The sequence below is a fragment of the Sulfurospirillum sp. SCADC genome, assembly GCF_000743525.1.
Classification (GTDB): Bacteria; Campylobacterota; Campylobacteria; order Campylobacterales; family Sulfurospirillaceae; genus Sulfurospirillum.
In genome coordinates this window covers 1-22,066 of the sequence record NZ_JQGK01000023.1, presented here as the reverse complement: position 1 = coordinate 22,066, position 22,066 = coordinate 1, and the positions used below count along the sequence as shown (strand labels likewise).

The following is a 22,066-nucleotide window of genomic DNA, read 5'->3' as shown; positions in this document are numbered from 1 at the left end:
CTTTGCTAGAATTTTGTACGCATTTCATTGGAGTTACCATGACCCTCTCTTCCCTTACTATGGCATTTGCCGAAGCCAATCGCTATTTTAACACCGAACTCTCTGCTCATTTTAGAGCGATTGATGAGGGGAACCTGCTGCCGATGCTGCTTATTTTTGCCCTCTCCTTTGGCTATGGTGTCGTGCATGCCATAGGACCAGGGCATGGAAAAGCGCTTGTGGCAGGCTATCTTTTAGCCAATCCTACCAAACGCTCCCATGTCTTTCAAATAGGCTTTTTTATCGCCATTGTGCATGCCCTCTCCGCCCTTGTGGTCACATTGGTCGCGACCTATCTTATTCAGATCAGTGCGATGAAACTTTTTCGCCAAGTCAATCCTCCTCTGTTTCAAATTTCAGGCGGAATCATCGTGCTGATGGGCTGTTGGCTGCTTTACGATGTATGGCGCTCACGCCACATCAAAAAAGAGCACGTTCAGCCACACAATAGCCGTTTTGGCGTGGTGGTTTTAGCAGGCATCGTGCCCTGTCCGGGCGTCATTACGCTCTGTTTTTTTGCCATCACTTTAGGGCACATCGGCATCGGCATCATCGCCGCTGTTTTTATGAGTTTGGGGATGGGACTTACCATCTCATTCGCAGGTCTAGCGGTTAACAGTATTCACAAAGTACGTCCCATCGTAGTGCATCCACGCTGGTTTTGGGCTCTGCGCCTTGTGGGTGTTTTGTGTATCATCGCGCTGGGAATTTGGTTTTTACTCAATCCTATGTCAACAAGGGCTTTTTAATCATGGTCAAAAAATTCATTGTAACACTTTTTCTCTTCCTTCCATTTCAACTGGGTGCCTGTGCCTTGTGCGCGCTGTATACGCCCTCTGCTACCGTGGCGATCACGATGGAGGGTGTGCCTTCAAAAATAGAAACGATTACCTTTGAATGGAATTTTAGTCAAGATTTTATCACCTCACTGTTAGAGCGTTACGATGAAAATCACAATAAAAAACTTGATCCCAATGAGTTAGAGCGCATTCGCATCATCCTAGAAAACTACATTTCCAAAAAAAATTACCTCACAACCATAGAGTATGTGAGTGGCAAAGAGGCGCAAGCTGATGTTAAGAAGATTCCTATCCAGATCCAAAAAAGAGCTTTTTGGCAAGAGAACAACACCCTCACCTTTCGCTTCACCACTCTCGTAAACCAAGAGGTCGCCGTTGGAGATGAAATCTCTTTTACGATTGAAGATAAAGAGGAGTATTTTAGATTTTTGATCCACCGCGTTGACCATACGATTGCAAAACCGTTTGCGATGGAATTCAACCTTTTTAACCACATCGCCTTTACCAAAATCACCGATGGCGTGCATGGACAAACCAATGCCGCGCCAGTAGTCCCACCCCAAAAAGAGGTCACGCCGCCCATCGTAGAAGAACAAGCCAAAGCACTTCCAGCCTCGCTCTCATGGCTTCAATCGCGTTTAGTGCATCTGCAACAAACCATCCAAGAAACGATGAATAGCCTCAGAGAAAAAGGCACATTCCTCGCCTACGCGCTATTTTTAGGTACCTCCTTTTTATACGGTCTGCTTCATGCTGCAGGGCCTGGGCATGGAAAAGCATTGGTAAGCTCATACCTCTTTGCCTCCAAACACCGCTACACCAAAGCGATCAGCATGGCAGCGCTGATAGGCATCGTGCATACCTTTGCGGCATTTATACTCACACTCATCATCTACGCCCTCTTTGATCTCTTTTTCAATGCCTTTTTTACCGATGTCACCTACTATGCAACCAAGCTTTCAGCGCTGATGATCATTGGCATTGCAGGCTATTTGAGTTGGCAGAAAATCAGGGCGCTACAACGCACACCCAAAATCGTCGCTTTTTCGGCGCACCCGTTTACATGTAACTGTTCTGCCTGCTCACCAAAATCCCAAAGTACCGACTGGGGCGTGGTTTTAAGCGCTGGGATCATTCCGTGTCCTGGTACTATTACGATCTTTATTTTTGCACTCAACACAGGTGCTTATTTTTTAGGGTTTTTAGCAGCCCTCAGCATGAGTTTGGGCATGAGCAGTGTTATCGCCCTGACTGCCATTGCTTCGGTCTTTACCAAAAACCGTTTTCAAACCAAAAGCCCTAAGATTCTCACCTACAGCGAGCCTATCAGCCTTTTGATTATGCTCACTCTTGGCTTTATTTTACTGCTTGTCTAAATGGTACGACTCCTCTTTTACGCCTGTTGCCTCAGCACGTTTTTAATGGCACATCCGCATGTCTTTATCGACACCAATGTGCAGGTCTTACCTGAAAAGATCATCATCACATGGCGTTTTGATGAGATGAGTTCGGTGATGCTGATGGACGATTACGACAAGAACAAAAACAAAAAGCTCGATCCTGACGAGATTGCTTTTATGGAAAAAGATCATTTTAGGACGCTGGAGCCGTACAGCTATTTTATCCACATGTCCGATGGTAAAGATGAGTTTGATCTGAAACGTGTGAGTGAATTTTCGGCGTCATTTGAAGCTAAAAAGCTCATCTACACCTTTGCGATTCCCAAGCCAAAATTGAAACACTACGAACTTCGTTTTTACGATGCAGAGATGTATGTAGCACTCATTTTAAAAAAAGAGTGGCTTAGCTGTAAAGAGCCTATCAAATGTAAAATTGAAGGCTATGATGCAGATTTTTACTACGCGTACAAGGTGATGGTGCAAGAATAAAGAGAAGGCAAGGTGCCTTCTCCTCTTTCATTTAGCAGGTGCACTTGCAAAAAAGCAGGCGCTCTTTCGCATTTTTAGCACTGTTTTGCTCAGGTTTTTCGACATTTTTTGACTTTGGACTCGCCGCATTATTTGGCTTAGCGCAAGCAATGTCACATGCACTCATGCACTTGCCTTCAACTCATCTTCCAACTGGGCGCACCATGACTCAATCCGACTTTTGGTGAGATCACTTTGATTGTCTTCATCGAGCGCTAGACCTATAAATTTGCCATCAATGACGGAATTTGAGCTCTCAAATGAATACCCCTCAATCGGCCATGAACCGATCACTTTCGCCCCTTTTTCGATTACTTCATCGTAAATAAAACGCATACCATTAACAAAATCACTGCCATAGCCTTCTTGATCACCCATACCAAACAGTGCAACGATTTTACCACTCAGGTCGGCTGATTTAAGATGCGCTATAAAGCTCTCCCAATCGTCTTGCAAATCACCATCGTACCATGTGGACGTACCAAGAATAAGCATATCGTACTGGGCAAGTTCATCGCCACTGTTGAGTTTTCCGACATCGTAAAGATCCGCATTAAGACGTTTTTTGATTTTTGAAGCCGCATCGGCGGTATTGCCATTCGTACTTCCATAAAAGACCGCTGTTTTCATAAACTCATTTCTCCTTCGTAAGATTTAATAGATGGTATACGGAACTAATTTAAGCGTGTAGTGAAGCCCAAGCGCATCCAGTTTGGGGCTACGCACGGGCACATGTTTTCTAAAATTGGCACTTCTGGGAAAAAGCAGATAGATGTGTTTGCACTCTTGGGTTTCAAGCACATCAATCGCCCGACTGATCTCTTCGTACGCCTCAACATCAACGCGCCCCTCGATCATTTTCCAAGTCGGATACAGATGCAATGCCTCTGCACACTCTTCGCTTTTAATCACAATGCGCACCGCTTCTTGCGTGACCGATTTGTCAGGATTTTGACGCTTGACACGGCTGAAAACGTGGTGCGTAAAGAGCTCGTAATTGTTAATCGTAAAGTGAAGATCCGGATGTTTGGCAAGCAGTGTCAAATCTTCACTATCAAAACGTTGGCTGATTTCAGTTAGGGTTGAATGCGCTTCGGACATCGATCACCTCTTTTTGTTTTTGAAATGATAACCGTTTTCAAATAATAAGTCAATATCTTTTTAGCCCTTTTGCTGTAAAATTTTGAAATATATCAAAAACATCTCGTTTAAAACTCTTAAAATACGGGCTTTTACGAGATTTGAGTCTTTACATGTAAAAAGGAAAAAAGATGCCGTTGGAGCTTTGGACATTTTTAATTGCAATTACCCTGCTGACGATGACACCAGGGGCGGACACGATGATCGTCATTCGCAACACACTGCGCGGTGGCGCTCGTGATGGGCTGGTCTCTAGTTTAGGAATTTGTTTAGGGTTGTTTGTGCACGCAACACTCTCTGCCGTGGGAATTTCAGCGATTTTACTCTATTCGGCTACGGCGTTTATGCTTTTGAAAACCATCGGTGCGCTTTATCTGCTTTGGCTAGGATTTACCTCGCTTCGCTCCTTTTGGAATGCCAAAAAGATGCACCAAAAAGCGGTGGAGAAAAAACCGTTTTCCTTTTGGACGTCACTGCAAGAGGGCTTTTTATCAAACATTTTAAATCCAAAAGCGATCATATTTTACATGGCATTTCTGCCACAATTTATCTCACATGAGCACTCAGCCCTTGCGCAGTCGCTCTTTTTGGCGCTCATTCACTTTATCATTGGAACACTTTGGCTGGGGCTTTTGATCTATACAATTGTCTCTGCGAATAATTTTATCACCAAAAGAAGCGTGCGCCAAAGCCTAGATGCCATCTCGGGAACGGTGATGATCGCTCTAGGCATCCGACTGTTTTTGGAGAGACGCTAAGCGAGAATTTTGCGAAGCGAGCTCTCTAAATTGGGATACGCAAAGACAAAGCCTTGGGTTAAAAGCGCTTTAGGATACGCCTCTTTGCTCTCTAGCAACACCGTTGAACCCTCGCCAAAAAGCATTTTAATGATGAAAGATGGTACTGGAACAAAGGTTGGTCGATGCAACACGTTGCCCAGTATTTTCGTAAAGTGGTAGTTCGTGAGCGGTTGCGGTGCGGTGGCATTCAAAATACCTTCTAATTTTTTCTCCAACACAAACGCGTAAATCGAGACTAGATCGTCAATGTCGATCCAACTGGTGATCATTCTGCCATCGCCGATGATGCCTCCAAGAAACATCCTAAACGCAGGCAACATCTTCTCTAGCGCTCCACCCTCGCCCAAAACCACGCCAAAACGTAAAATGGTCGTACGTTTCGTGCATTTTTGCGCTTCTCTCTCCCACGCAAGGGCGAGATGTCCTAAAAAATCTTCACTTAATTTTAGCGTCTGCTCATCGCAAGGCACGTTACTGGGGTAAATGCCCACCGCAGAGGTCGAAATGAAATGCTCTACGTCGCTTTGATTGATCGCTGCTACAAGCTTTTTAGTCGTCTCAATGCGACTCTCCCACAACACTTTTTTATACGCTTCATCCCATTTTGCCGCGATGGGCGCACCTGCAAGGTTAAACACCGCATAGACATCTTTCAGTTTATGGGTGATCGCTTCCACATCATCTTTGCGCTCAATCACCACAAAATCAGGAAATTTCTGTTTCAACGCGTTCGCCACAAAACCACTTGCCCCACTGATCGCTACTCTCATCTTAGTGTCCTTTCAGTCGTTGCCTTATTTTTGGATCGCTCATATTTTCGCCTCTGAGCATGCGAAGACGCATCTCCGTAAAGTCTATCATACCCTCTTTTGGGTTTTCGTAGGCGGCAAAACCATAGAGCATCGGTGTCTCTTCGGTAAACGTGTACGACGCTTTGAGGGCATCAATGTAGCGATTGCTCTCAGTACTAAAGACCCACAATGTAATGGTTTCAGGGTCAATCTTCTGCTCCTTAAGCCACAAAATGGCACACCCAATGTCGTCAAAAAAGTGCGTTTTAAGATCGTTCGTGATGATCTGCGCTGTGTGTTTTTTACCCACAAGGTACATGTTGCACAGCGCGCAAGTGACGGTATTGTCCTTAAATTCGAGAGGCGTTTTCTCTTTATTGACAATTTGCGTGGGCAGTTGATGCTTTACATGTAAAAACCAAAAGAGCCCACCCAGCGCAAGCAGGGGAAAAAGTATGAGAATAAAAACAGCGATTTTTTGCTTCATAACCAAACTCCATTGCGTAGAAAATAAACCATTGGATACGCAGAGATCATAAGCACATAGAGCGTATTAAACGCCAAAGAGAGCCTGCTAAAACGTATCTTCTCTTTGGAAAAAAGCGATAACACCGCTCCTCCCATCCCAAAAAATGTGCCGGCAAACAAGAATGTATAGAGTGCGTACCCAACGTAATAATAATCCTTTTGCAACAGACAAAACGGGCAACGGTGTGTCGGAAGCTCGTACACATAGGTGCTAAAAAAGATGATCAGGGAGATGATTGCAACGATGAGAAAAAGTGCGTTGGAGGCAATCAACAGTAACTGATTTTTAAGCCCATACGCCAAAAGCGTGATGCCAAAAGAGCCGTAAAAGAGCCCAACCCAAATATATCCATCAACCACAAAAAGCAGTGACATGTACGAATCACTTGCCGCAGAAAAGAGTGTTCCGCAGCAGCTGACGATTTTGCTGATGTTGAGGCTAGAGAAAAACGAAACTTCAAGCGCAATTTCCGCAAAAAGAGGCAATGCAAAAAACAAAAACAGAACAAATTTCAGCCGCGTAAACGGGAGTTTTTCATCATTGACATCGGCATAATGCAAGAGTAACCAAAAGCCAAAAAGATAGAGATTGAGCAGTTTAAACACAGTCAAGTACAACCCAAAATCAACCGAATTCACCACTCCTGCAGCACACATCGCTCCTGCGATGATGGATGAGAGCGTGTCGGTCGTGTAGATAAAAAAAGCAAACAGTGGCAGTTTGAGCATAAAGATGTACTTGATGATGATCGCACCCAAATAGCTCTGTTTGGAGAGTGTGTATTGTAACGGTGTGGTTGCTTTGGCGTTCCAGTGAAACGCGATGCGAAATGCCACGACCCATGCAACCAACCCCAAAAAGCAAAAGATGGCATCCAGTGTTAAAAGCGCGATAATCTCAGGCGTTAAACTCATACCAGTTCACCGTTTTTGATCTCGATGATGCGATCAACAAACCCAAGCTCAAAAAAGAGCGGATCGTGCGTTGCAATGAGTTGCGTAATGCCTTTATCTTTAAGCTTTTCAAACTGCGCTATCAGCTCACGCGAGAGATTTTCATCAAGATTGGCGGTCGGCTCATCGGCTAAAATAAGCAGCGGTTGATTGACCAAAGCGCGTGCAATGGCGACGCGTTGTTGCTCACCTCCAGAGAGGCGGTTCACGCGCATCGACGCTTTATGCGCTATGCCGCACTGCTCCATCGATGTTTTGGCCTTTTCATCCAAAAGAGAGAGCGAAAGATTTTCAGGAATCAGAGGCGTTATGACATTTTCAAGGGCAGTCAGATGCGGAATCAAATGAAATTTCTGAAAAATAAACCCGATTTTTTGGCGACGTAGTTTGGCGCTAAAACGCTCAGGTAATTTTGAAATTTCCCTGCCATCGACACGCACTTCGCCACTGTTGGGTTGCGCAAGTCCCGCGATTAAAGAGAGCAAAGTACTCTTGCCACTTCCGCTACTACCTTTGAGCACGACACACTCGCCACGCTTTACATGTAAAGAGATTTGATTGAGCGCAAACACGCTCTCATCGCCTTGCATAAAGCTTTTACACACATCTTTAAGCGCTATCATCGCATCACCTCGTCCGCATCTAAACTTGAAGCGCGCCACGAAGGAATCAAGGTTGCGGCGATGTAAATGGGCACGCTGAGTAAAAAGAGCAAAATGACCATGGAAAGATTGAAACTAAAAGGAAGCAAAAAAGTGGGCTTGAGCTCAGAATAGCCCATGAAAAGGTTTCGCAGTAGCGGTGCTTGCAGTGCATACACGTAAAAAAGTGCGGAAGAAATGCCCACTAAAAAAGCGCCCAACGAGAGGATAAAACTCTCGTAAAACTTCTCTTTCACAATGTCATCACTGCTCCAACCAATCGCTTTTAAAATGCCGATTTCCCGCTTCTCTTCCGAGCTTAATCCACTGGTTTTATCGTAGATGATGATAAAAAAAGCAAACGCACAGACACTAAAAAGGGAGAGGAAAAAACCACTTTTATAATCAAAAATATTTTGGTAACTCACCCTAATGTCATCTTGCGTAATGGCACGCATATCCGGATAACGCGCCGTGATTTTCTGCACGATGGTCGCAATCTCTTTGACATTCGCCACTTTGACCACAATGTCGGTGGCTTTGCTCTCCTCCATGCCAAAAATGGCGTAGGCGAGTTTTTTCGGAAGAATGATGAGATCGTTCGACTCCAAAGCAAGATCGGAATGAAACACTCCAGCAATGGGCACTCTTTTCCACTCTCCCTTGGGCGTGATAAAGTTAAAAAAGTCGCTGTAGTAGTTCTCGGCTAAGATTTTTTTAACCCCTTCACCGACGATCATGCTCTCTTTATTGGCGAGCAATTTCATATCGAAATGTTGTGTGAGAAGTGTGAGCGTTGGGGAGTACTGCTCTTCGTACGCGTCGATGCCAACGACCGAGAAGTTCACGCCTGCGGGTTTAAAATAGTAGTAGCCCCAGACGCGTGGCGTCACTGCATTAATGCCCTCGATGTCCAAAAGTGCTTCCGCGCGTGCAATGGGCACATCGCTCTGTTTACCGGCGATAAAACGCTGCAAAGTGATCTGTGGCAAGGTTTTCAGCGTCGAATTTAGCTCCAACTTAATCGCATCCGCGATCATCAAAACTGAAGCGAGCAGAAAAATCAGCAGGCTTAAAATCAAAAAGATAAAAAAGTTCTTGCTAAACCGACGCATCAAAGAGCGAATCGCGTAATCCAGCAGTAAAAAATTCATATTAAAAATCACGTTCTATCCTTGAAGGCTGAGAATTTGGAGCATACTGATAGACAAAAGTGGATGGGAAATACTCTAACAGTTCGGGCGATTCATTAAAATAGGAGAAAACATCGCTCAAACTTCGGTGACGAACATAGTGAGCTTCACCCACAAGCGCAAGATCGGGAAGTCCTACCAATGCGCTTAATGCTTCTTTACATGTAAGCATTTGAGGCGTCAATGCACGCGTGGATGAGAAGTAAAACAGTTGTGCCATTATCGTGACACAAAGGCTGATATAGAGTGCAAAAAACGTGATTCGAGCTAGCATCGTCTCTCCTGTAACATTCGCGAAGATTGTACCACACGAACGCTCTTTTATCAATAGAGTTCTTCCAGAACTCTTTACACGCCTTTAAAGCAAAGCTCTAAAGACTACGTTAACACTGGGTTCTCTTCGGCAGAGTGCCCACGCACCTTTGGTGCTGCTTCACTATTTTGTAAAATGTACTACTTCTAAGCCATTTTGATTTACAATACGCCATCTTAAATGCTTGAGCGAAGGACATTTTATGCAGTTAGATATTTGGCTTACGATGCTGGTCGCGTCGATTCTTATCAGTGTCTCCCCAGGAGCGGGTGCGGTGGTTTCTATGAACTATGGACTCAAATACGGGCTGAAGCGCTCTTATGCCGCCATTATGGGGCTTCAAATGGGGCTTTTTGTGCAAACTTTTGTGGTCGTCATAGGACTTGGTTCACTGATTATGAGCTCACTTTTGCTGTTTAACATCATCAAATGGATCGGTGTGATGTATTTGATCTTTTTAGGGGTAATGAAGTTCATCGAAAAACCTCATTTGCCGGATGATACCGCCAATATCAAAGCCTTTTCAGCCTCCAAAGCGTTTGTTCAAGCCACACTCATTAACCTCACCAACATCAAAGCGACGGTTTTTTTGGTGGCGTTTATCCCCCAATTTCTCAACCCCAATGAACCACTTTTAGGGCAATTTGTCATCATCTGTTCGACGCTCATTTGCGTAGACATCATCGTGATGACAGGCTACAGTTCCCTTGCTTCACGCTTGAAAAACGTCATCAAATCGATTCGCGCGATTCAGATTCAAAACCGTCTGACAGGCGCTTTTTTACTCTTAGCAGCCTTTTTTATCTCAACAGCAAAGCGCACTTAAAGGGGAATGATTTAACTGTGTTGTTGTAGCAATCCACCTGTAAGATTTGAAGAGAGTGATTTAATATAATCTTTGTAGAGCTTTTTAGTAAGCTCTTCGGAGCCTGTGGTTGTTCCTTCTTCACTGTTTTCAAGCTCTTGTATCAAGGTTTCAACAAAATCATTACTTGTTTCTTCTTCGCTAGATGCGGTGGTCGTGGTTGTTGATGAGGAACTTGATGTATCTGTTAGACTTGAATAGATCGCATCCAAATAGTCGGAAAATTGGCTTAATCCTGCCGATAGTTCACCATTGGAACTGTAAATATCTTTAAATACATTCAAGACATTACTCAGTTGATCTTTATCGTATGTGAGTAAACTATTTGTAACATTAGCAACGCCACTTGAACCAAAATCTATTGTGCTAAAATAGTTGTATTTTACGATTCCCAAAACGCTTTTAAGTACATCTTCATCTGCACCATCGTCTATCATTTTTTGTGTGGTTTGATTCACAGCATTTTTCAGTGTCGAAGAAGCTGTTTCAGGAAGAATAACAATATCAATGGCAAGCCCTGCATCATCCGCTGCTTTAAGCTCAGGAATGCTCTCTTTAATTTTCTCAATATACGCTTCAAGATCTGTATCGGAAGACCACTCTTCTCCCGATTGCATCGCATTGGCTATTTCAAGATTTCTATTAGCATAGTAGTCGCTTTGAATGAAAATAGTATAACCGACTCCACTGACATTTGAAGACATGAGGTATCCTTTTATTGCTAAAATGATGAGAAGCTTCTACTAACAAAAGAAAGCAAAAAATATTCCTATTTTGCCTTGCTTAATGCTCTCTCACCATATAGATTGCTTAACTAAATTTTTGGTTATACACCTCTTCATCAAATCCCACCAAAAGCGCCCCATCTTCGCACTCGACGATGGGGCGTTTGAAGAGGAGTTGCTCTCTTAAAAGCCAGCTTTTCTTCTCTTCATCGCTGATCTCTTTGGTCAGATTTAACGTTTTAAACTTAGTACCCTTGGTGTTGAAAACGATCGAAAGAGGCTGTTTTGAAAGCCACTCTTCCAGTTTTGCTTCACTGATCGCGGTGGTTTTAAGATCGATAAAACTGTAAGGAACGACCTTCTCTTTAAAAAATGAAATGGCTTTTTTCACACTGCCACACGTGGTAATGCCGTAAACTTTAATCATCCTAACTCCTCATAAAATTCGATGCGGTTACGCCCTTTTTGCTTGGCAAGGTACATCGCCTTATCGGCTTCACTAAAGACGCGCTCTTTACTAGGTGTTTGATGGTTAAAGAGCGCAACACCAATGCTTGCACTGCATTCATGCGTAATGATCTTTGAATCTTCTTCAAGATCGAGCACATACGGAGCGTTTACATGTAAACGAATTTTACCTGCAATTTTCAGTGCTTCTGCTTTGGCAACACTCTCCTCTTCGTCTAAATCACGCAAGGCGACCAAAAACTCATCGCCTCCAAAACGTGCAACAAAGTCTACCTCACGCACACATGCACGAAGCCTTTTTGCCACTTCGATCAACAAAAGATCGCCTGCATTGTGACCGTGTGTGTCGTTGAGTGGTTTGAAATTATCCAGATCGAGCACCAACAGTGCCCCGTGTTTTTTCATCCGTTTGGCATGGGCGATCATCACAGCAAAGGCTTCTTGGAACATTCTTCGATTGGGTAGATGCGTCAAGGAGTCATGATACGCAAGCTCTTTGATCAGCTCTTCACTCTTTTTGCGCTCGGTAATATCCGTCGAAATGCCACACAAACCATAAAGGACTCCCTCTTCGTTGTACAGAGGAATTTTCGTCGAAATACACGTGATCGACTCCGTATGATCTTTCAGGACAAACACATCTTCAGAAGTCACCTTATGCCCAAAATGGATCATCTCATCGTCTATTTTATGAATCATCTGCGTTGTTTTGGCATCAAAAAAGAGCGCATCATTTTGCCCGATGATCTCCTCTAGGCTCACGCCCAAATGCTCACACGCTCGTTTATTGGCATACGCATAACGATACTGAACATCTTTGATGTAGATAAACGCATCCACACTGTCAAAATCGTATTGAGTTTGGCTTCACTTTGCATCAACCCTTTGGTGCGCTCTTGGATTTTTTCTTCGAGAGTTACGTTATTGGCACGTATATAACTGATCATTTTGATGAACTCTTGGGAAAGCGCTTCAATTTCGGCACTCCCTAAAGGGGAGAGATCCACCGCGTAGTTGCCTTTTTCCACCCGTTGCATCGAGGATTTGAGTTTTTCAAGAGGCTTGATAATTAAAAAATGCAATGCCCCTGCAACAAAAATTAAAATCACCAAAAAAAGCAGACAAAGCATCGGGAAAATCGAAAAATCCTTGGCGATCTCTAGCTCTTTTTCATCAATGAGCGTCACATTGAACCATTCAACCTCTTGGAGAAAACTCATCCCCAAAAGTTTTTTAGACCCTTCATACTCAACCCAAAAGGTACGAATGGCATCAGGATGCACCCTTAAATACGTTATCGCCTCACGAATAGCGTCCTTATCTTCAGCCCTTGTAAAAAGCTCTGTAATTTTTTTATGGGTACCTTCGTTTGTTTTGAAATTTTCATCGTATTTGAAGTGAGTATCTCGCTCTAGCTGAACATCTAACTAACGGTTGATAAAAAAGTTTCGCACCCCCTCTTGCTCAATGCCCACTGACTCTCGCACAAAACGGGTAAAATCCATACCCGTACCCACAATGCCTAAGAGTTCACTGTTTTCTCTCAGATCGTAATTGATCCCAATGTACGTTGTGCCCAAAAATTCATCGGTATCGACATTGATGTAGTATGCTTGATTGTCGCTCAAAACATCGTAAAACCAAGCGTCATTTTTTTGACTAGAAGAGAGTTTATACTGAAGCTGTTTCCCACTGTAACTGTTTTTGGCATTGTTAAAGTAGTAGTTTTCACTTCGTGTAAACGCCGCAAAATAGCTTTGGCTCTGAAACTTTAAACGATACGCCTCTAACAGTGCGATGCCATTTTTGCGTAACACTAGATCTTTATCATTATGTGCCATGGCAAGCAGTGCGGCTCCTTGAGCATCTCTTTGATAATCTCAATCTCGTGCAAGAGAGGTAAAAGCGTACGATTTTTGTCAAAAAGAATCTGTTTTTTGACAAACCGCTCAGCCCATTTTTCATTGATCTGCTCCAAAACATGCTTAGAATAGGACCAAACCACAAAAGAGAAGAGCATAAACAAAGCGGTCATAAAGATAAAAAGTTTTACTTTGAGACTTACTGCCACTCCCTCTCTTTCCTTATGGTTTGAATTATAACCGTTTTTATTACAAATACGCATGACATCCTGATGAGAATTTCAACCTGTAAGCATCATTGCCCTATAATAACACCACTTTTTTACAAGTTGGAACCGATGAACAATCTCTCTCGTGAAGCACAAGGCTACCTCTACGCACTGATGGCATTTGGTTTTTGGGGTTTAATCCCGATCTATTTTAAACTGATCGCTTCGGTCTCACCGATGGAGATTTTGGCACACCGCATTATCTGGTCGGTGGTGTTGCTCTTTGGTATGATCCTTTTTAGCCGTCAATTGGGGGCATTTACCCTCCTCATTCGAGACCTTCACAAGATCAAATACCTCGTACTCACCGCCCTTTTAGTCTCCATCAATTGGCTTGTTTTCATCTGGGCGGTAAGCAACAACATGATCGCAGAATCCAGCCTTGGCTACTATATCAATCCCCTCGTGAATTTTGCACTGGGCATCATCTTTTTTAAAGATCGCCCTTCTTTTTGGCAAAAAGTTGCCATTGGTTTAGCCTTTGGTGCTATTGTCTATCAAATCGTTACGCTCGGCTCCATTCCTGTTGTCTCACTCGTGTTAGCCTTTAGTTTTGGCTTTTACGGGCTGATTCGCAAACAGATCAACCTGCCTGCCATGAATGGGCTTTACATCGAAACACTCATCTTATTGCCTTTGGCACTGCTCTATTTTAGTTACCTTGTTGCTACAGACCAAAACGCGTTTGTCTTTCCACCCAATGGCATTTCATGGCTTTTACTGCTAGCTGGTATCATCACCGTACTTCCATTGTTGTGGTTTAACGCCGCTGCCACACGCATTTCGTTAATTCACTTAGGCTTTTTTCAGTATCTTAGCCCGACCGTTTCCTTTTTGTTAGCTATTTTTGTTTATGATGAAGTTTTACTTCCCGAAAAACTGACCACGTTTGTGCTGATTTGGATTGCATTGGCAATTTTTAGCATTGATGGGTATGTGAAAAAAAGAGCTTCTAAAGAGGGTTAAATGAAAATTTTAGTCGTTGAAGATGATGCCAAAATCGCCTCGTTTCTTAAAAAAGGACTTGAGGAAGAGTACTTTTGCGTCGATGTATGTGACAACGGTGAAGACGCGATCTACTTAGCGCAAATGGGCAGTTACGATGTGATCATTTTAGATATTATGCTGCGAGGTGCGCAAGGCGATCAGGTCTGCCAAACGCTTCGTGAACACAAGCTTGCGACCCCCATCATTATGCTCAGTGCCAAAAGTACGATCAGCGATAAAGTGAGTCTGCTCAATGTGGGCGCCGATGACTACCTCACCAAACCGTTTAGTTTTGAAGAGCTCTTGGCGCGCATTCATGTACAGCTGCGTAAACATAACGCCAAAGAGTCTGTTCTCAAAGTGGCGGATTTGGAGCTCAACCTTTTGAGCAAAACGGTGACGCGCGCCCAAGAGGACATTGTGTTAACCGCCAAAGAGTATGCCCTTTTGGAGTATCTGATGCGCCATAAAGGCTCCATCATCGAAGAGCGTGTTTTAGAAGAGCAACTCTTTAGCAGTGACCAGTCCATCAACAGCAATATCATCAACGTTTACATGTACCGTTTACGTACAAAAATCGATAAAAATTTTGAGCTAAAACTCATTAAAACTCACCGAAATTTAGGATACTCGATCCATGAAAACGCCCTTTAAAAGCCTTAGATTCCGCCTTTTGGCGGCACTTTTTGTTGTTTTGTCTGCTCTGTTTTACAGCTTTGGCTATTTGGTCATTTATACCCTTGAAACGTCATATCAAAAAAGCATTGAAGCGACGTTATTTACCGTTTCAAAAGACATTAAACACGATTTTGAGGAAGATCCAACCAAAGAGATTACACTCAATGAAGTCAAAGAGGAGTTTGCCATTCCTCTCTTGTATGCGCAAGTGGTTGCGTATGACAGCATGTCAAATGCCCCACAGATCCTCTCGCGCTCAAGCGATCTTAAAGAGCACAGCCTTAAAATCGAACCTGGCATCATTCAAGAGATTTTTGAACAACCCGGTGAAATCACCTTTTCTCTCACTTTTGAGCCGAATCTTAGCCCCCATAAAATCTATATCGGAACCATGTTTTTAGCGCAAAATGAGTACCAAATGCTCTTTTTGCAATGCGCCATTCCCTATGACAATCTCACGCCTCAAATCCAAGAGATGATCACAACGCTGAGTATCGGGCTGTGCGCTTTACTCGTGATCGTCCTTGGTTTAGCCTATCTGCTCATCTCCACATCGCTCTCCAATGTCTTACATGTCACCAATGCCGCTAAAGCGATGCGAGGAGAGATGGAGCATTCTATCATTCCTAAATCGCACATCGCTTCTGAGATAGACGATCTCATCGAAACCTTCAACATACTTCTGGGTGAACTGCAACACGCATACGCGCAAGTGAAACAGTTTGGGCAAAACGCTTCGCATGAGCTCAAAACGCCTCTGACTATCATCAAAGGGGAAGTCGAAGTCGGACTTCGCAAAGAGCGAACCACACACGAATATGAGCAGATTCTAGCAAAAGTGGCAAAAGAGGTCAGTGTGCTTCATGAAGTCATCGAGAAAATTCTCTTTTTATCGAGCAACACCAAAAATGATCTTAAAAAACATTTTCATGAGGTCTATCTGGATGAAGTTTTACTTGAAGCCATCGAAGAAAAACGCCCTTTGTGTGAACCCAAAGACATCCACCTCATCGTCGAAACCCTGCAAGCACAAAACCTCAGAGGCAATGCAACCCTTTTAAAAATCGCCATTGCCAACCTCATCGACAATGCCATCAAATATTCACTCGAAAATTCCACGATTCATGTGACGTTAAAAGCACATGAGCTTAGCATTAAAGATGAAGGTATGGGAATCAAAACAGCCGATCTTGAGCATGTCTTTGAGCAGTTTTACCGCACGCAAGAGAGCAAAGAGAGTGCGCAAGGCAGCGGACTAGGACTTGCCATCGTTAAAACTATTTTGGACTTGCATGATCTTTCCATCACGATTGAAAGTGAAGAGCATAAAGGAACACACGCGCACATTTACTTCTAATTCATCTTCTATTCATACTCAGGCTCTAAACTATCCGTATCATTTTAGACTAAGGATAGAGAATGCCTTTTAAACTTTTAACATCCCACAGCCAAAGAGCCATTGTTCTCCTTGCTTTGGGGCTAACACTTCTTTACAACCTCACGTTTTTTTCCAAACTTTTTTATTTCGCACTGGAAGAAGACAACTATTTTATTGCCATCAGTGCCCCTTTTGTTTTGGCATTGATCTTTATTTGTGTCTTGAACTTCATACTGCTTTTACCCTCCAAAACACTTTTTAAAATCCTCTTTGTCGCACTCATTTTTATAGGCGCGCTGAGCAGTTATTTTATTGATTCCTTTGGGGCTATCATTGATGCCAATATGTACACCAATATTTTTCAAACCGATAGCGGTGAAATACGTGATCTTTTAACGCCCAAGCTTTTGCTTTACGTTGGGGCTGCCACACTCATCTCACTTTGGGTACTCTTTAAAGCACCTATACGGTTTGAAAGTTTCACCCAAGAGTTTGCTCAAAAAGCGCTGGTACTGATTGTCTCTCTCCTGATAGTTATGGGCGTTTATATGAATTTTGGCAAATCCTACAGCTCCTTTTTTAGAAACCATAATGAGCTTAAAATGTACATAAACCCCTACTACCCCATAGCCTCTTTTGTGAAATTTGCCTACAGTAAAATCAAACCAAAACCCATCTTTACCGCCATTGCTATGGATGCAACAAGGCCCATCCATGAGAAGAAAAAACTGGTCGTCTTTATCTTAGGGGAAACAGCTCGTGCACGTAATTTTGCGCTCTTTGGGTATGCTCGCCCGACCAATCCACTGCTCTCCAAACGAGATGACATCGTCTTTTTAAACAATTTTGCCTCGTGTGGGACGGCAACGGCGATCTCAGTGCCGTGTATGTTCTCCAAATTTGGCAGAGCCAATTGGAGCGAAGCGAAAGAGTCGTATGAAAATATCGTGGATGTTCTTGCCAAAACAGGCGTGCGCATCCTCTGGAGAGACAACAATTCAGGAGGCGACAAAAAAGTTGCCAAACGCATGAGCGATGTCATCAACTACGGGGGCAAAGGATTTGATGATGTCCTGCTTCGTGACTTTCAAGTCAACATTGACAAGCAGTATAAAGACACCTTTGTGGTCTTGCACCAAGAAGGAAGCCACGGACCGACTTATTTTAAACGCTATCCTGATACGTTTAAAACATTCACCCCAACCTGTGATACGCAAGATTTGGAAAAATGCAGCCAAGAGATGATCGTTAACACCTACAACAACACGATTCTCTACACCGATTACATCATCAATGAGACGATTAACCTGCTCAAAGCCAATGAAGACAAATACGACACCACCCTTATCTATATCTCCGACCACGGCGAGTCTCTGGGCGAAAATGGCGTCTATCTGCATGGACTTCCCTACATGATCGCTCCTGAGGATCAAAAACACGTGCCAGCACTCTTTTACTTCAGCGATAAAGCAAAGTATGAAGCTTTACATGTAAAAGCCAATGAGCGCTTTTCGCAGGACAATCTCTTTCACACGCTCTTAGGACTTTTTGAGGTGAAAACCAGTGAATACACGCCAAACCTAGACCTCACGCACTAGGTTTGTGCTATACTTTTTCATCTTACCTTAATAATTTTCTTGCAAACTGCAAGAAATTGTCTGCCTCATTAGAGGCAAGCTTTAGTGCCATAGCGGCATAGCGTAGGTTTTTAAGCTTTGCTTAAAAATCGTTATAAAAAGAGTTCTGTAAGAACTCGAAAGTAAAAAAGCATGCACCATACGTTTGAACCTGTTTATAATATCCACTCAAACGTGCTGATTTTAGGCACGTTTCCCTCCGTGAAGTCGCGTGAAGAACGCTTCTTTTATGGCAATCCACAGAACCGTTTTTGGAAGGTCATTTCCGCCATCACAAATACGCCACTTCCCCTCACCATCGAAGCCAAAAAAGCGATGCTTCTAGAGCATCGCATTGCCATTTGGGATGTCATTCACAGCTGTGAGATCACAGGATCGAGTGATAGCAGCATCAAAAACGTCGTACCGATGGATTTTACAACGCTGCTTCAAGAAGCTTCCATCAAACACATCTACGCCAACGGCGCAACGGCTGAAAAACTCTACCAAAAATATTGCGAAGCAACAACCCTCAGAAGCATCATCAAACTCCCCTCCACCAGTCCTGCGAATGCGGCATGGTCTTTGGAGAAACTGATCGAAGCGTGGCGTGTTATCGTGGACTAATATGCTCTTTTTTTCACCAATGAAGCCCAAAGCGCTGTGTTATAATGCTCCCTCATAGACCAAAAAGGAGGCTTTGTGGTTTCACAACTCATTCACGACAACGCTATTTACATCTATTTTCAACCGATTGTCTCCATTCGCAGTGCCAAAGTCATCGGTGTTGAAGCGTTGATGCGTGCGCACGATCAGCACCATGAACCGCTCTCGCCCATCTTTGTCTTTGACCAAGCCAAAAAAGAGCATCTCTCGTTTGAACTCGACAAATACGCGCGTACCAAAGCACTTGAAACCTTTAAACCACTGCTGGACGCCAACAAAGAGCTGTTACTCTTTCTCAATTTTGAATCGCATCTGCTTGATAGCAAGATAAGCTTTGATGACTTTGCTTTTTGCTCACTGGCAAACGATTTTGGCATTCCGCCCTCACACATCGTCATTGAGATCAAAGAGTATCAGATCGAAGACAGCGAGCGGCTTAAACAGTTCTGTGACTTCTACAAAGATCGGGGTTTTCTCATCGCTCTGGATGATTTTGGTGCAGGCAATGCCAATTTTGATCGCATCTCCACGGTGCGTCCTCACATCGTCAAAGTCGACCGCTCGCTTGTGTTTAATGTGCATCAAAATTTCATCCACAAAGAGATCTTGAAATCCATCGCCAATATGTGTTTCAACATCGGCGCACTCGTGCTGGCTGAAGGGGTGGAAGAGGAAGAAGAGATTTTGCGTTCATTAAAACTCGACATCGACCTTTTTCAAGGATTCTGGTTCGCAAGACCCAGTGGAGCGATGTTTGATAAAGCGCTTGTGGATGAAAAAATTGCTTATATCGGTGCAAGGCACACCCAAAACGTCAAATCTTCCATGCAACGCAAAGAGATATTAATCGAAAGTGCCAAAGCCTACACACACGCGATTATCGAAGCGATTACGCACAAACATCAGCCTGATTTGTTCGCGTTCCTCAAAGAGTTCGAGATCATCGAAGCGATCTACTGCATCGATGCCACCACCGGCATTCAAGAGGGCAACACGATCATCAGTGCAGACACTAACGAGTTTTTCCAACCCGCACGAAACGGCGACAACCACGCACTTAAAGAGTATTTTTACATCACCAAAGAGTCAAAACGGGGCAACTACCTCAGCCAAAAGTACATCTCACGCGCCTCAGGGCGTATGTGCCGCACCTTTGCGCAAAAATTTGTTCATGAAGGCAAAGAGAGCATTGTGTGTCTGGATCTAAAAGTCCAAACACTTTAATGCACATTGAAAATTTTTACAATCAGCACCATTGGTTCATTTAAATGAATTATTTTCTATCACGCAGGTTACGATGGAATTAAATAATCGTGTAAAATACCTTCAAATTTAGTTTGCAAATCCGTTGGTTGTAGAATTTTTATATGTGGTAACCAGTATTTGACGATGCTAAAGAGCTCATCTTCATAGGATACTTTTGTAGAGAGAATGAGATATTCATCAGTGTGTTCAATAATCTTTTGATTAGGAAGAAGTGCTCTTCTGAAAAAATATTCGGCTACTTGAGCATTGATTTGCAAGGTTACATCAAATGTACTATTAGAAAACCATGTGACTTCATTTTTTCTGAGAAATTCTATAAATTCAGGATTTTCTGAAAATTGTGTATCTAAAAATTTTAGATTGGTCATTTTTGAAAAGGTAAATGTTTTGAATGTACCATCTTCATCTGCCCCTAAATACCAAATACCATTGATATTGACAAGCTTGTAAGGGTTTAAAACTCTTTGTTTATTTTTATAGGTACATGAGATTTGTTGGTGTTTGAGAATCCATGCAGAGATAGTTTCAAAAGATTTCTGTTGGTTTGTAATACTTTCATGGTTGAAGGATTTAATAAGATAGGCTTGACTTGTTTTAATATTTAAGAGATCGACAATAAACTCGTTTGTGAGTGCAGGATAGAGTGACTTAATCCCACATAATGTAGCAAATGCCTGAATATCTTTAAAGCTTAGATCTCCAAATGTAAAAGACTCAGCAAAGTAAAACCCATTTTCTTTTTTTATAGGTAAAAATGCAAGCCGTTCATTTATATCTCTTTGAATGGTTCGCTTATTGACATTGAACTCTTCACATAGCTCTTCAATTGTAAATCTCTCTTTTGAAACTAATTTTTGAAGGATTAATGCTAATCTTGTAGCGATTTTATCGTGTTCATTCATTAAACATAGCCTAGATTTAGTTTAGCAAGTAAAGCTTCACCATTGGCTATACTATTCTCTGCTCGAGTCATTAATGCCTTAATTGCATCTTTGTCATTTTTGCGTTTATCAAGATAATAAACCGTCATAATGATAGCAAGCCCTGTAATAGCACCTACAAAAATTGCTGTTAATGTACTTGAAAAGGAAGCCAATGCCCCAGTTGAGGCGAGAAATTTTTCGATATACTCTTCTGCTATGACTCCTAAAGTGACGATCAAACCGCTTGCGATGATTTTTTTAGCTTCGTGCATTGCTTCTTCATAAGTCATATTCTCTGGTGGAAAAATCAATAATTTTATAGCTTTAAACAAAGAATAAATTCCTTCTCGAATAATTCTGATTACCCTTTTTGCTGTTGTTACAAACATATTGGTAACAGTTGTTACAAGATTAGAGATAAATCCTGAAATGAAACCGTCTTTAAAAGCAATTGCTACATCTTTCCACTTAGCTTTTATCTTTCTAGCAATTGTTTGAAGTCTCTTTTTTAAAATAGTTAAAAATTTCTCATTATCAAATCCAGCAGAAAACCCATTTTTGTATATATCTAAAATCTCATCAAAAAGAGCGGTAAAAAATTCAGTCATAACAAGCCCGATAGCTTGTTGCATACCCATTTTAGAGCCTTCGTTGAGACCCGTAATCGCAGTATTCCCAATAAATTTTTTACTTCCGTAATAATCGCCATTTATCTTTTTATCTATCTCTTCTCGTGCTTTTTTGTCTGCTCCTCGTGCTTTTTCATCATCAATCTTTGCTAATGTTTTAATATTTTCTAATTCTTTTTTTTCTTGAGGAGGTAAATTATCTTTTGATTCTAACTCTTTTATTTTTTTTAGTTTTTCATTTTTTTTAGCTAAAAAAACCTCCATTGGGTCGGCTTTTTTAGAACGATTATTTTTAGCAGTTGTTGGTTTCAGATTTGTCTCTGTATTTGCAAGTTCGGTTCCCTTAATTTCAGCTAGAACTCTCCCGGCATCATCATGTATTTCTTTAGCAGATTTTATATGATCTAAATCGTGACTTTGATGTTGGTCTAATTGTGCCCCTGTCATATAATCTTTAGCTTCACCTTTCTTCCTATCATCAGAATATTGCGCATTTGTCTTTATATAACCCAAACTGCTAGTTGCGAAGAAGGGTCTAAAAATTGCTTGAGACTCCATAAAAAGCCGTGGAGGGCACGTTTATGGAGCGAGACATTATAGCAGTTTA

28 protein-coding genes are annotated in these 22,066 nt (G+C 42.5%); 11 read left to right on the top strand and 17 right to left on the bottom strand.

The window, feature by feature from the left end; translation table 11 throughout:
• Positions 1–38: 38 nt before the first annotated feature.
• Genes JU57_RS12905 through JU57_RS12895 form a run of 3 tightly spaced genes read left to right on the top strand, consistent with a single transcriptional unit; the run spans position 39 to position 2,728 of the window.
• Complete coding sequence (locus tag JU57_RS12905; RefSeq protein ID WP_037961941.1) at positions 39–788, top strand: high frequency lysogenization protein HflD; 750 nt, start codon at positions 39–41, stop codon at positions 786–788.
• Between the two features lie 2 nt (positions 789–790).
• A complete protein-coding gene (locus JU57_RS12900; protein ID WP_037961939.1) occupies positions 791–2,215 on the top strand; it encodes a DUF1007 family protein in 1,425 nt (474 codons plus the stop codon).
• Positions 2,216–2,728, top strand: a complete 513-nt coding sequence (locus tag JU57_RS12895; protein ID WP_037961935.1) for a DUF1007 family protein — start codon at positions 2,216–2,218, stop codon at positions 2,726–2,728.
• Between the two features lie 31 nt (positions 2,729–2,759).
• On the opposite strand, the gene JU57_RS14175 is transcribed toward JU57_RS12895, so the two are convergent.
• Genes JU57_RS14175 through JU57_RS12885 form a run of 3 tightly spaced genes read right to left on the bottom strand, consistent with a single transcriptional unit; the run spans position 2,760 to position 3,868 of the window.
• Positions 2,760–2,894, bottom strand: coding sequence for a hypothetical protein (locus tag JU57_RS14175; RefSeq protein ID WP_294877432.1), 135 nt, complete (start codon positions 2,892–2,894; stop codon positions 2,760–2,762).
• Entirely contained in the window at positions 2,891–3,397 is a 507-nt protein-coding gene (locus JU57_RS12890; protein ID WP_037961933.1) for a flavodoxin, read from the bottom strand. The genes JU57_RS14175 and JU57_RS12890 overlap by 4 nt, the downstream gene beginning before the upstream one ends.
• A 24-nt stretch (positions 3,398–3,421) precedes the next feature.
• Positions 3,422–3,868: a hypothetical protein gene (locus JU57_RS12885; protein WP_037961931.1), complete on the bottom strand. Its 447-nt coding sequence runs from the start codon at positions 3,866–3,868 to the stop codon at positions 3,422–3,424.
• A 170-nt stretch (positions 3,869–4,038) separates the two neighbouring features.
• Between JU57_RS12885 and JU57_RS12880 the strand changes: the two genes are divergently transcribed.
• Positions 4,039–4,665, top strand: a complete 627-nt coding sequence (locus JU57_RS12880; RefSeq protein ID WP_037961928.1) for a LysE family translocator — start codon at positions 4,039–4,041, stop codon at positions 4,663–4,665.
• Here JU57_RS12880 and JU57_RS12875 read toward each other — a convergent pair.
• The 6 genes from JU57_RS12875 to JU57_RS12850 are packed head-to-tail and all read right to left on the bottom strand — an operon-like array spanning position 4,662 to position 9,088.
• Complete coding sequence (locus JU57_RS12875; RefSeq protein WP_037961926.1) at positions 4,662–5,477, bottom strand: TIGR01777 family oxidoreductase; 816 nt, start codon at positions 5,475–5,477, stop codon at positions 4,662–4,664. The two genes, JU57_RS12880 and JU57_RS12875, sit on opposite strands and share 4 nt — an antisense overlap.
• A 1-nt stretch (position 5,478) precedes the next feature.
• Complete coding sequence (locus JU57_RS12870) at positions 5,479–5,985, bottom strand: hypothetical protein (RefSeq protein ID WP_037961922.1); 507 nt, start codon at positions 5,983–5,985, stop codon at positions 5,479–5,481.
• Positions 5,982–6,941: a hypothetical protein gene (locus tag JU57_RS12865; protein WP_037961921.1), complete on the bottom strand. Its 960-nt coding sequence runs from the start codon at positions 6,939–6,941 to the stop codon at positions 5,982–5,984. Before JU57_RS12865 ends, JU57_RS12870 begins: the two co-directional genes overlap by 4 nt.
• Positions 6,938–7,603 (bottom strand): ABC transporter ATP-binding protein, encoded by a 666-nt coding sequence (locus tag JU57_RS12860; RefSeq protein ID WP_037961920.1) that lies wholly within the window; start codon positions 7,601–7,603, stop codon positions 6,938–6,940. Before JU57_RS12860 ends, JU57_RS12865 begins: the two co-directional genes overlap by 4 nt.
• Positions 7,600–8,787 carry an FtsX-like permease family protein gene (locus JU57_RS12855; protein WP_037961918.1) on the bottom strand — a complete coding sequence of 396 codons (1,188 nt, stop codon included), beginning with the start codon at positions 8,785–8,787 and terminating at the stop codon, positions 7,600–7,602. The genes JU57_RS12860 and JU57_RS12855 overlap by 4 nt, the downstream gene beginning before the upstream one ends.
• On the bottom strand, positions 8,777–9,088 hold the full coding sequence (locus JU57_RS12850) for a hypothetical protein (RefSeq protein WP_037961915.1): 312 nt from the start codon (positions 9,086–9,088) through the stop codon (positions 8,777–8,779). The genes JU57_RS12855 and JU57_RS12850 overlap by 11 nt, the downstream gene beginning before the upstream one ends.
• Positions 9,089–9,329: 241 nt before the next feature.
• Between JU57_RS12850 and JU57_RS12845 the strand changes: the two genes are divergently transcribed.
• A complete protein-coding gene (locus JU57_RS12845) occupies positions 9,330–9,953 on the top strand; it encodes a LysE family transporter (RefSeq protein WP_037961913.1) in 624 nt (207 codons plus the stop codon).
• An 11-nt stretch (positions 9,954–9,964) separates the two neighbouring features.
• Here the strand turns inward: JU57_RS12845 and JU57_RS12840 are convergent, their stop codons facing one another.
• The 6 genes from JU57_RS12840 to JU57_RS12820 all read right to left on the bottom strand — a co-directional run bounded on the left by JU57_RS12840 (position 9,965) and on the right by JU57_RS12820 (position 13,256).
• Positions 9,965–10,696, bottom strand: a complete 732-nt coding sequence (locus JU57_RS12840) for a hypothetical protein (RefSeq protein WP_037961911.1) — start codon at positions 10,694–10,696, stop codon at positions 9,965–9,967.
• 106 nt (positions 10,697–10,802) lie between these two features.
• Positions 10,803–11,144 (bottom strand): arsenate reductase family protein, encoded by a 342-nt coding sequence (locus JU57_RS12835; RefSeq protein WP_037961901.1) that lies wholly within the window; start codon positions 11,142–11,144, stop codon positions 10,803–10,805.
• Positions 11,141–12,025, bottom strand: coding sequence for a GGDEF domain-containing protein (locus JU57_RS12830; RefSeq protein ID WP_294877424.1), 885 nt, complete (start codon positions 12,023–12,025; stop codon positions 11,141–11,143). Before JU57_RS12830 ends, JU57_RS12835 begins: the two co-directional genes overlap by 4 nt.
• Positions 11,944–12,468: a HAMP domain-containing protein gene (locus JU57_RS13850; protein ID WP_051906891.1), complete on the bottom strand. Its 525-nt coding sequence runs from the start codon at positions 12,466–12,468 to the stop codon at positions 11,944–11,946. The genes JU57_RS12830 and JU57_RS13850 overlap by 82 nt, the downstream gene beginning before the upstream one ends.
• Positions 12,469–12,612: 144 nt before the next feature.
• Positions 12,613–13,026: a hypothetical protein gene (locus tag JU57_RS12825; protein ID WP_294877422.1), complete on the bottom strand. Its 414-nt coding sequence runs from the start codon at positions 13,024–13,026 to the stop codon at positions 12,613–12,615.
• A complete protein-coding gene (locus JU57_RS12820) occupies positions 13,002–13,256 on the bottom strand; it encodes a hypothetical protein (protein WP_037961898.1) in 255 nt (84 codons plus the stop codon). The genes JU57_RS12825 and JU57_RS12820 overlap by 25 nt, the downstream gene beginning before the upstream one ends.
• A gap of 129 nt (positions 13,257–13,385) precedes the next feature.
• On the opposite strand from JU57_RS12820, the gene rarD reads away from it, so the two are divergent.
• The 6 genes from rarD to JU57_RS12790 all read left to right on the top strand — a co-directional run bounded on the left by rarD (position 13,386) and on the right by JU57_RS12790 (position 19,865).
• Positions 13,386–14,282, top strand: a complete 897-nt coding sequence (gene rarD / locus JU57_RS12815) for an EamA family transporter RarD (RefSeq protein ID WP_037961897.1) — start codon at positions 13,386–13,388, stop codon at positions 14,280–14,282.
• Positions 14,283–14,957, top strand: a complete 675-nt coding sequence (locus JU57_RS12810) for a response regulator transcription factor (RefSeq protein WP_037961895.1) — start codon at positions 14,283–14,285, stop codon at positions 14,955–14,957.
• Positions 14,941–16,338, top strand: a complete 1,398-nt coding sequence (locus JU57_RS12805) for a HAMP domain-containing sensor histidine kinase (protein WP_037961893.1) — start codon at positions 14,941–14,943, stop codon at positions 16,336–16,338. Before JU57_RS12810 ends, JU57_RS12805 begins: the two co-directional genes overlap by 17 nt.
• A 62-nt stretch (positions 16,339–16,400) precedes the next feature.
• A complete protein-coding gene (locus JU57_RS12800; RefSeq protein ID WP_037961891.1) occupies positions 16,401–17,957 on the top strand; it encodes a phosphoethanolamine--lipid A transferase in 1,557 nt (518 codons plus the stop codon).
• A gap of 171 nt (positions 17,958–18,128) precedes the next feature.
• On the top strand, positions 18,129–18,602 hold the full coding sequence (locus JU57_RS12795) for a DNA-deoxyinosine glycosylase (protein ID WP_037961889.1): 474 nt from the start codon (positions 18,129–18,131) through the stop codon (positions 18,600–18,602).
• 75 nt (positions 18,603–18,677) lie between these two features.
• Positions 18,678–19,865, top strand: coding sequence for an EAL domain-containing protein (locus tag JU57_RS12790; protein ID WP_037961886.1), 1,188 nt, complete (start codon positions 18,678–18,680; stop codon positions 19,863–19,865).
• Positions 19,866–19,933: 68 nt separating this feature from the next.
• Here JU57_RS12790 and JU57_RS12785 read toward each other — a convergent pair whose 3' ends face one another.
• A complete protein-coding gene (locus JU57_RS12785) occupies positions 19,934–20,809 on the bottom strand; it encodes a WYL domain-containing protein (RefSeq protein WP_037961884.1) in 876 nt (291 codons plus the stop codon).
• Positions 20,809–22,017 (bottom strand): lactate permease, encoded by a 1,209-nt coding sequence (locus JU57_RS12780; protein WP_294877416.1) that lies wholly within the window; start codon positions 22,015–22,017, stop codon positions 20,809–20,811. The genes JU57_RS12785 and JU57_RS12780 overlap by 1 nt, the downstream gene beginning before the upstream one ends.
• Positions 22,018–22,066: the final 49 nt, after the last annotated feature.

What these genes read in the sequence shown, in the direction of transcription:
- JU57_RS12905 (WP_037961941.1), top strand. Translation starts at nt 39, where the DNA reads ATGACCCTCTCTTCCCTTACTATGGCATTTGCCGAAGCCAATCGCTAT.
- JU57_RS12900 (WP_037961939.1), top strand. Translation starts at nt 791, where the DNA reads ATGGTCAAAAAATTCATTGTAACACTTTTTCTCTTCCTTCCATTTCAA.
- JU57_RS12895 (WP_037961935.1), top strand. Translation starts at nt 2,216, where the DNA reads ATGGTACGACTCCTCTTTTACGCCTGTTGCCTCAGCACGTTTTTAATG.
- JU57_RS14175 (WP_294877432.1), bottom strand. Translation starts at nt 2,894, where the DNA reads ATGAGTGCATGTGACATTGCTTGCGCTAAGCCAAATAATGCGGCGAGT.
- JU57_RS12890 (WP_037961933.1), bottom strand. Translation starts at nt 3,397, where the DNA reads ATGAAAACAGCGGTCTTTTATGGAAGTACGAATGGCAATACCGCCGAT.
- JU57_RS12885 (WP_037961931.1), bottom strand. Translation starts at nt 3,868, where the DNA reads ATGTCCGAAGCGCATTCAACCCTAACTGAAATCAGCCAACGTTTTGAT.
- JU57_RS12880 (WP_037961928.1), top strand. Translation starts at nt 4,039, where the DNA reads ATGCCGTTGGAGCTTTGGACATTTTTAATTGCAATTACCCTGCTGACG.
- JU57_RS12875 (WP_037961926.1), bottom strand. Translation starts at nt 5,477, where the DNA reads ATGAGAGTAGCGATCAGTGGGGCAAGTGGTTTTGTGGCGAACGCGTTG.
- JU57_RS12870 (WP_037961922.1), bottom strand. Translation starts at nt 5,985, where the DNA reads ATGAAGCAAAAAATCGCTGTTTTTATTCTCATACTTTTTCCCCTGCTT.
- JU57_RS12865 (WP_037961921.1), bottom strand. Translation starts at nt 6,941, where the DNA reads ATGAGTTTAACGCCTGAGATTATCGCGCTTTTAACACTGGATGCCATC.
- JU57_RS12860 (WP_037961920.1), bottom strand. Translation starts at nt 7,603, where the DNA reads ATGATAGCGCTTAAAGATGTGTGTAAAAGCTTTATGCAAGGCGATGAG.
- JU57_RS12850 (WP_037961915.1), bottom strand. Translation starts at nt 9,088, where the DNA reads ATGCTAGCTCGAATCACGTTTTTTGCACTCTATATCAGCCTTTGTGTC.
- JU57_RS12845 (WP_037961913.1), top strand. Translation starts at nt 9,330, where the DNA reads ATGCAGTTAGATATTTGGCTTACGATGCTGGTCGCGTCGATTCTTATC.
- JU57_RS12840 (WP_037961911.1), bottom strand. Translation starts at nt 10,696, where the DNA reads ATGTCTTCAAATGTCAGTGGAGTCGGTTATACTATTTTCATTCAAAGC.
- JU57_RS12835 (WP_037961901.1), bottom strand. Translation starts at nt 11,144, where the DNA reads ATGATTAAAGTTTACGGCATTACCACGTGTGGCAGTGTGAAAAAAGCC.
- JU57_RS12825 (WP_294877422.1), bottom strand. Translation starts at nt 13,026, where the DNA reads ATGGCACATAATGATAAAGATCTAGTGTTACGCAAAAATGGCATCGCA.
- rarD (WP_037961897.1), top strand. Translation starts at nt 13,386, where the DNA reads ATGAACAATCTCTCTCGTGAAGCACAAGGCTACCTCTACGCACTGATG.
- JU57_RS12810 (WP_037961895.1), top strand. Translation starts at nt 14,283, where the DNA reads ATGAAAATTTTAGTCGTTGAAGATGATGCCAAAATCGCCTCGTTTCTT.
- JU57_RS12805 (WP_037961893.1), top strand. Translation starts at nt 14,941, where the DNA reads ATGAAAACGCCCTTTAAAAGCCTTAGATTCCGCCTTTTGGCGGCACTT.
- JU57_RS12800 (WP_037961891.1), top strand. Translation starts at nt 16,401, where the DNA reads ATGCCTTTTAAACTTTTAACATCCCACAGCCAAAGAGCCATTGTTCTC.
- JU57_RS12795 (WP_037961889.1), top strand. Translation starts at nt 18,129, where the DNA reads ATGCACCATACGTTTGAACCTGTTTATAATATCCACTCAAACGTGCTG.
- JU57_RS12785 (WP_037961884.1), bottom strand. Translation starts at nt 20,809, where the DNA reads ATGAATGAACACGATAAAATCGCTACAAGATTAGCATTAATCCTTCAA.
- JU57_RS12780 (WP_294877416.1), bottom strand. Translation starts at nt 22,017, where the DNA reads ATGGAGTCTCAAGCAATTTTTAGACCCTTCTTCGCAACTAGCAGTTTG.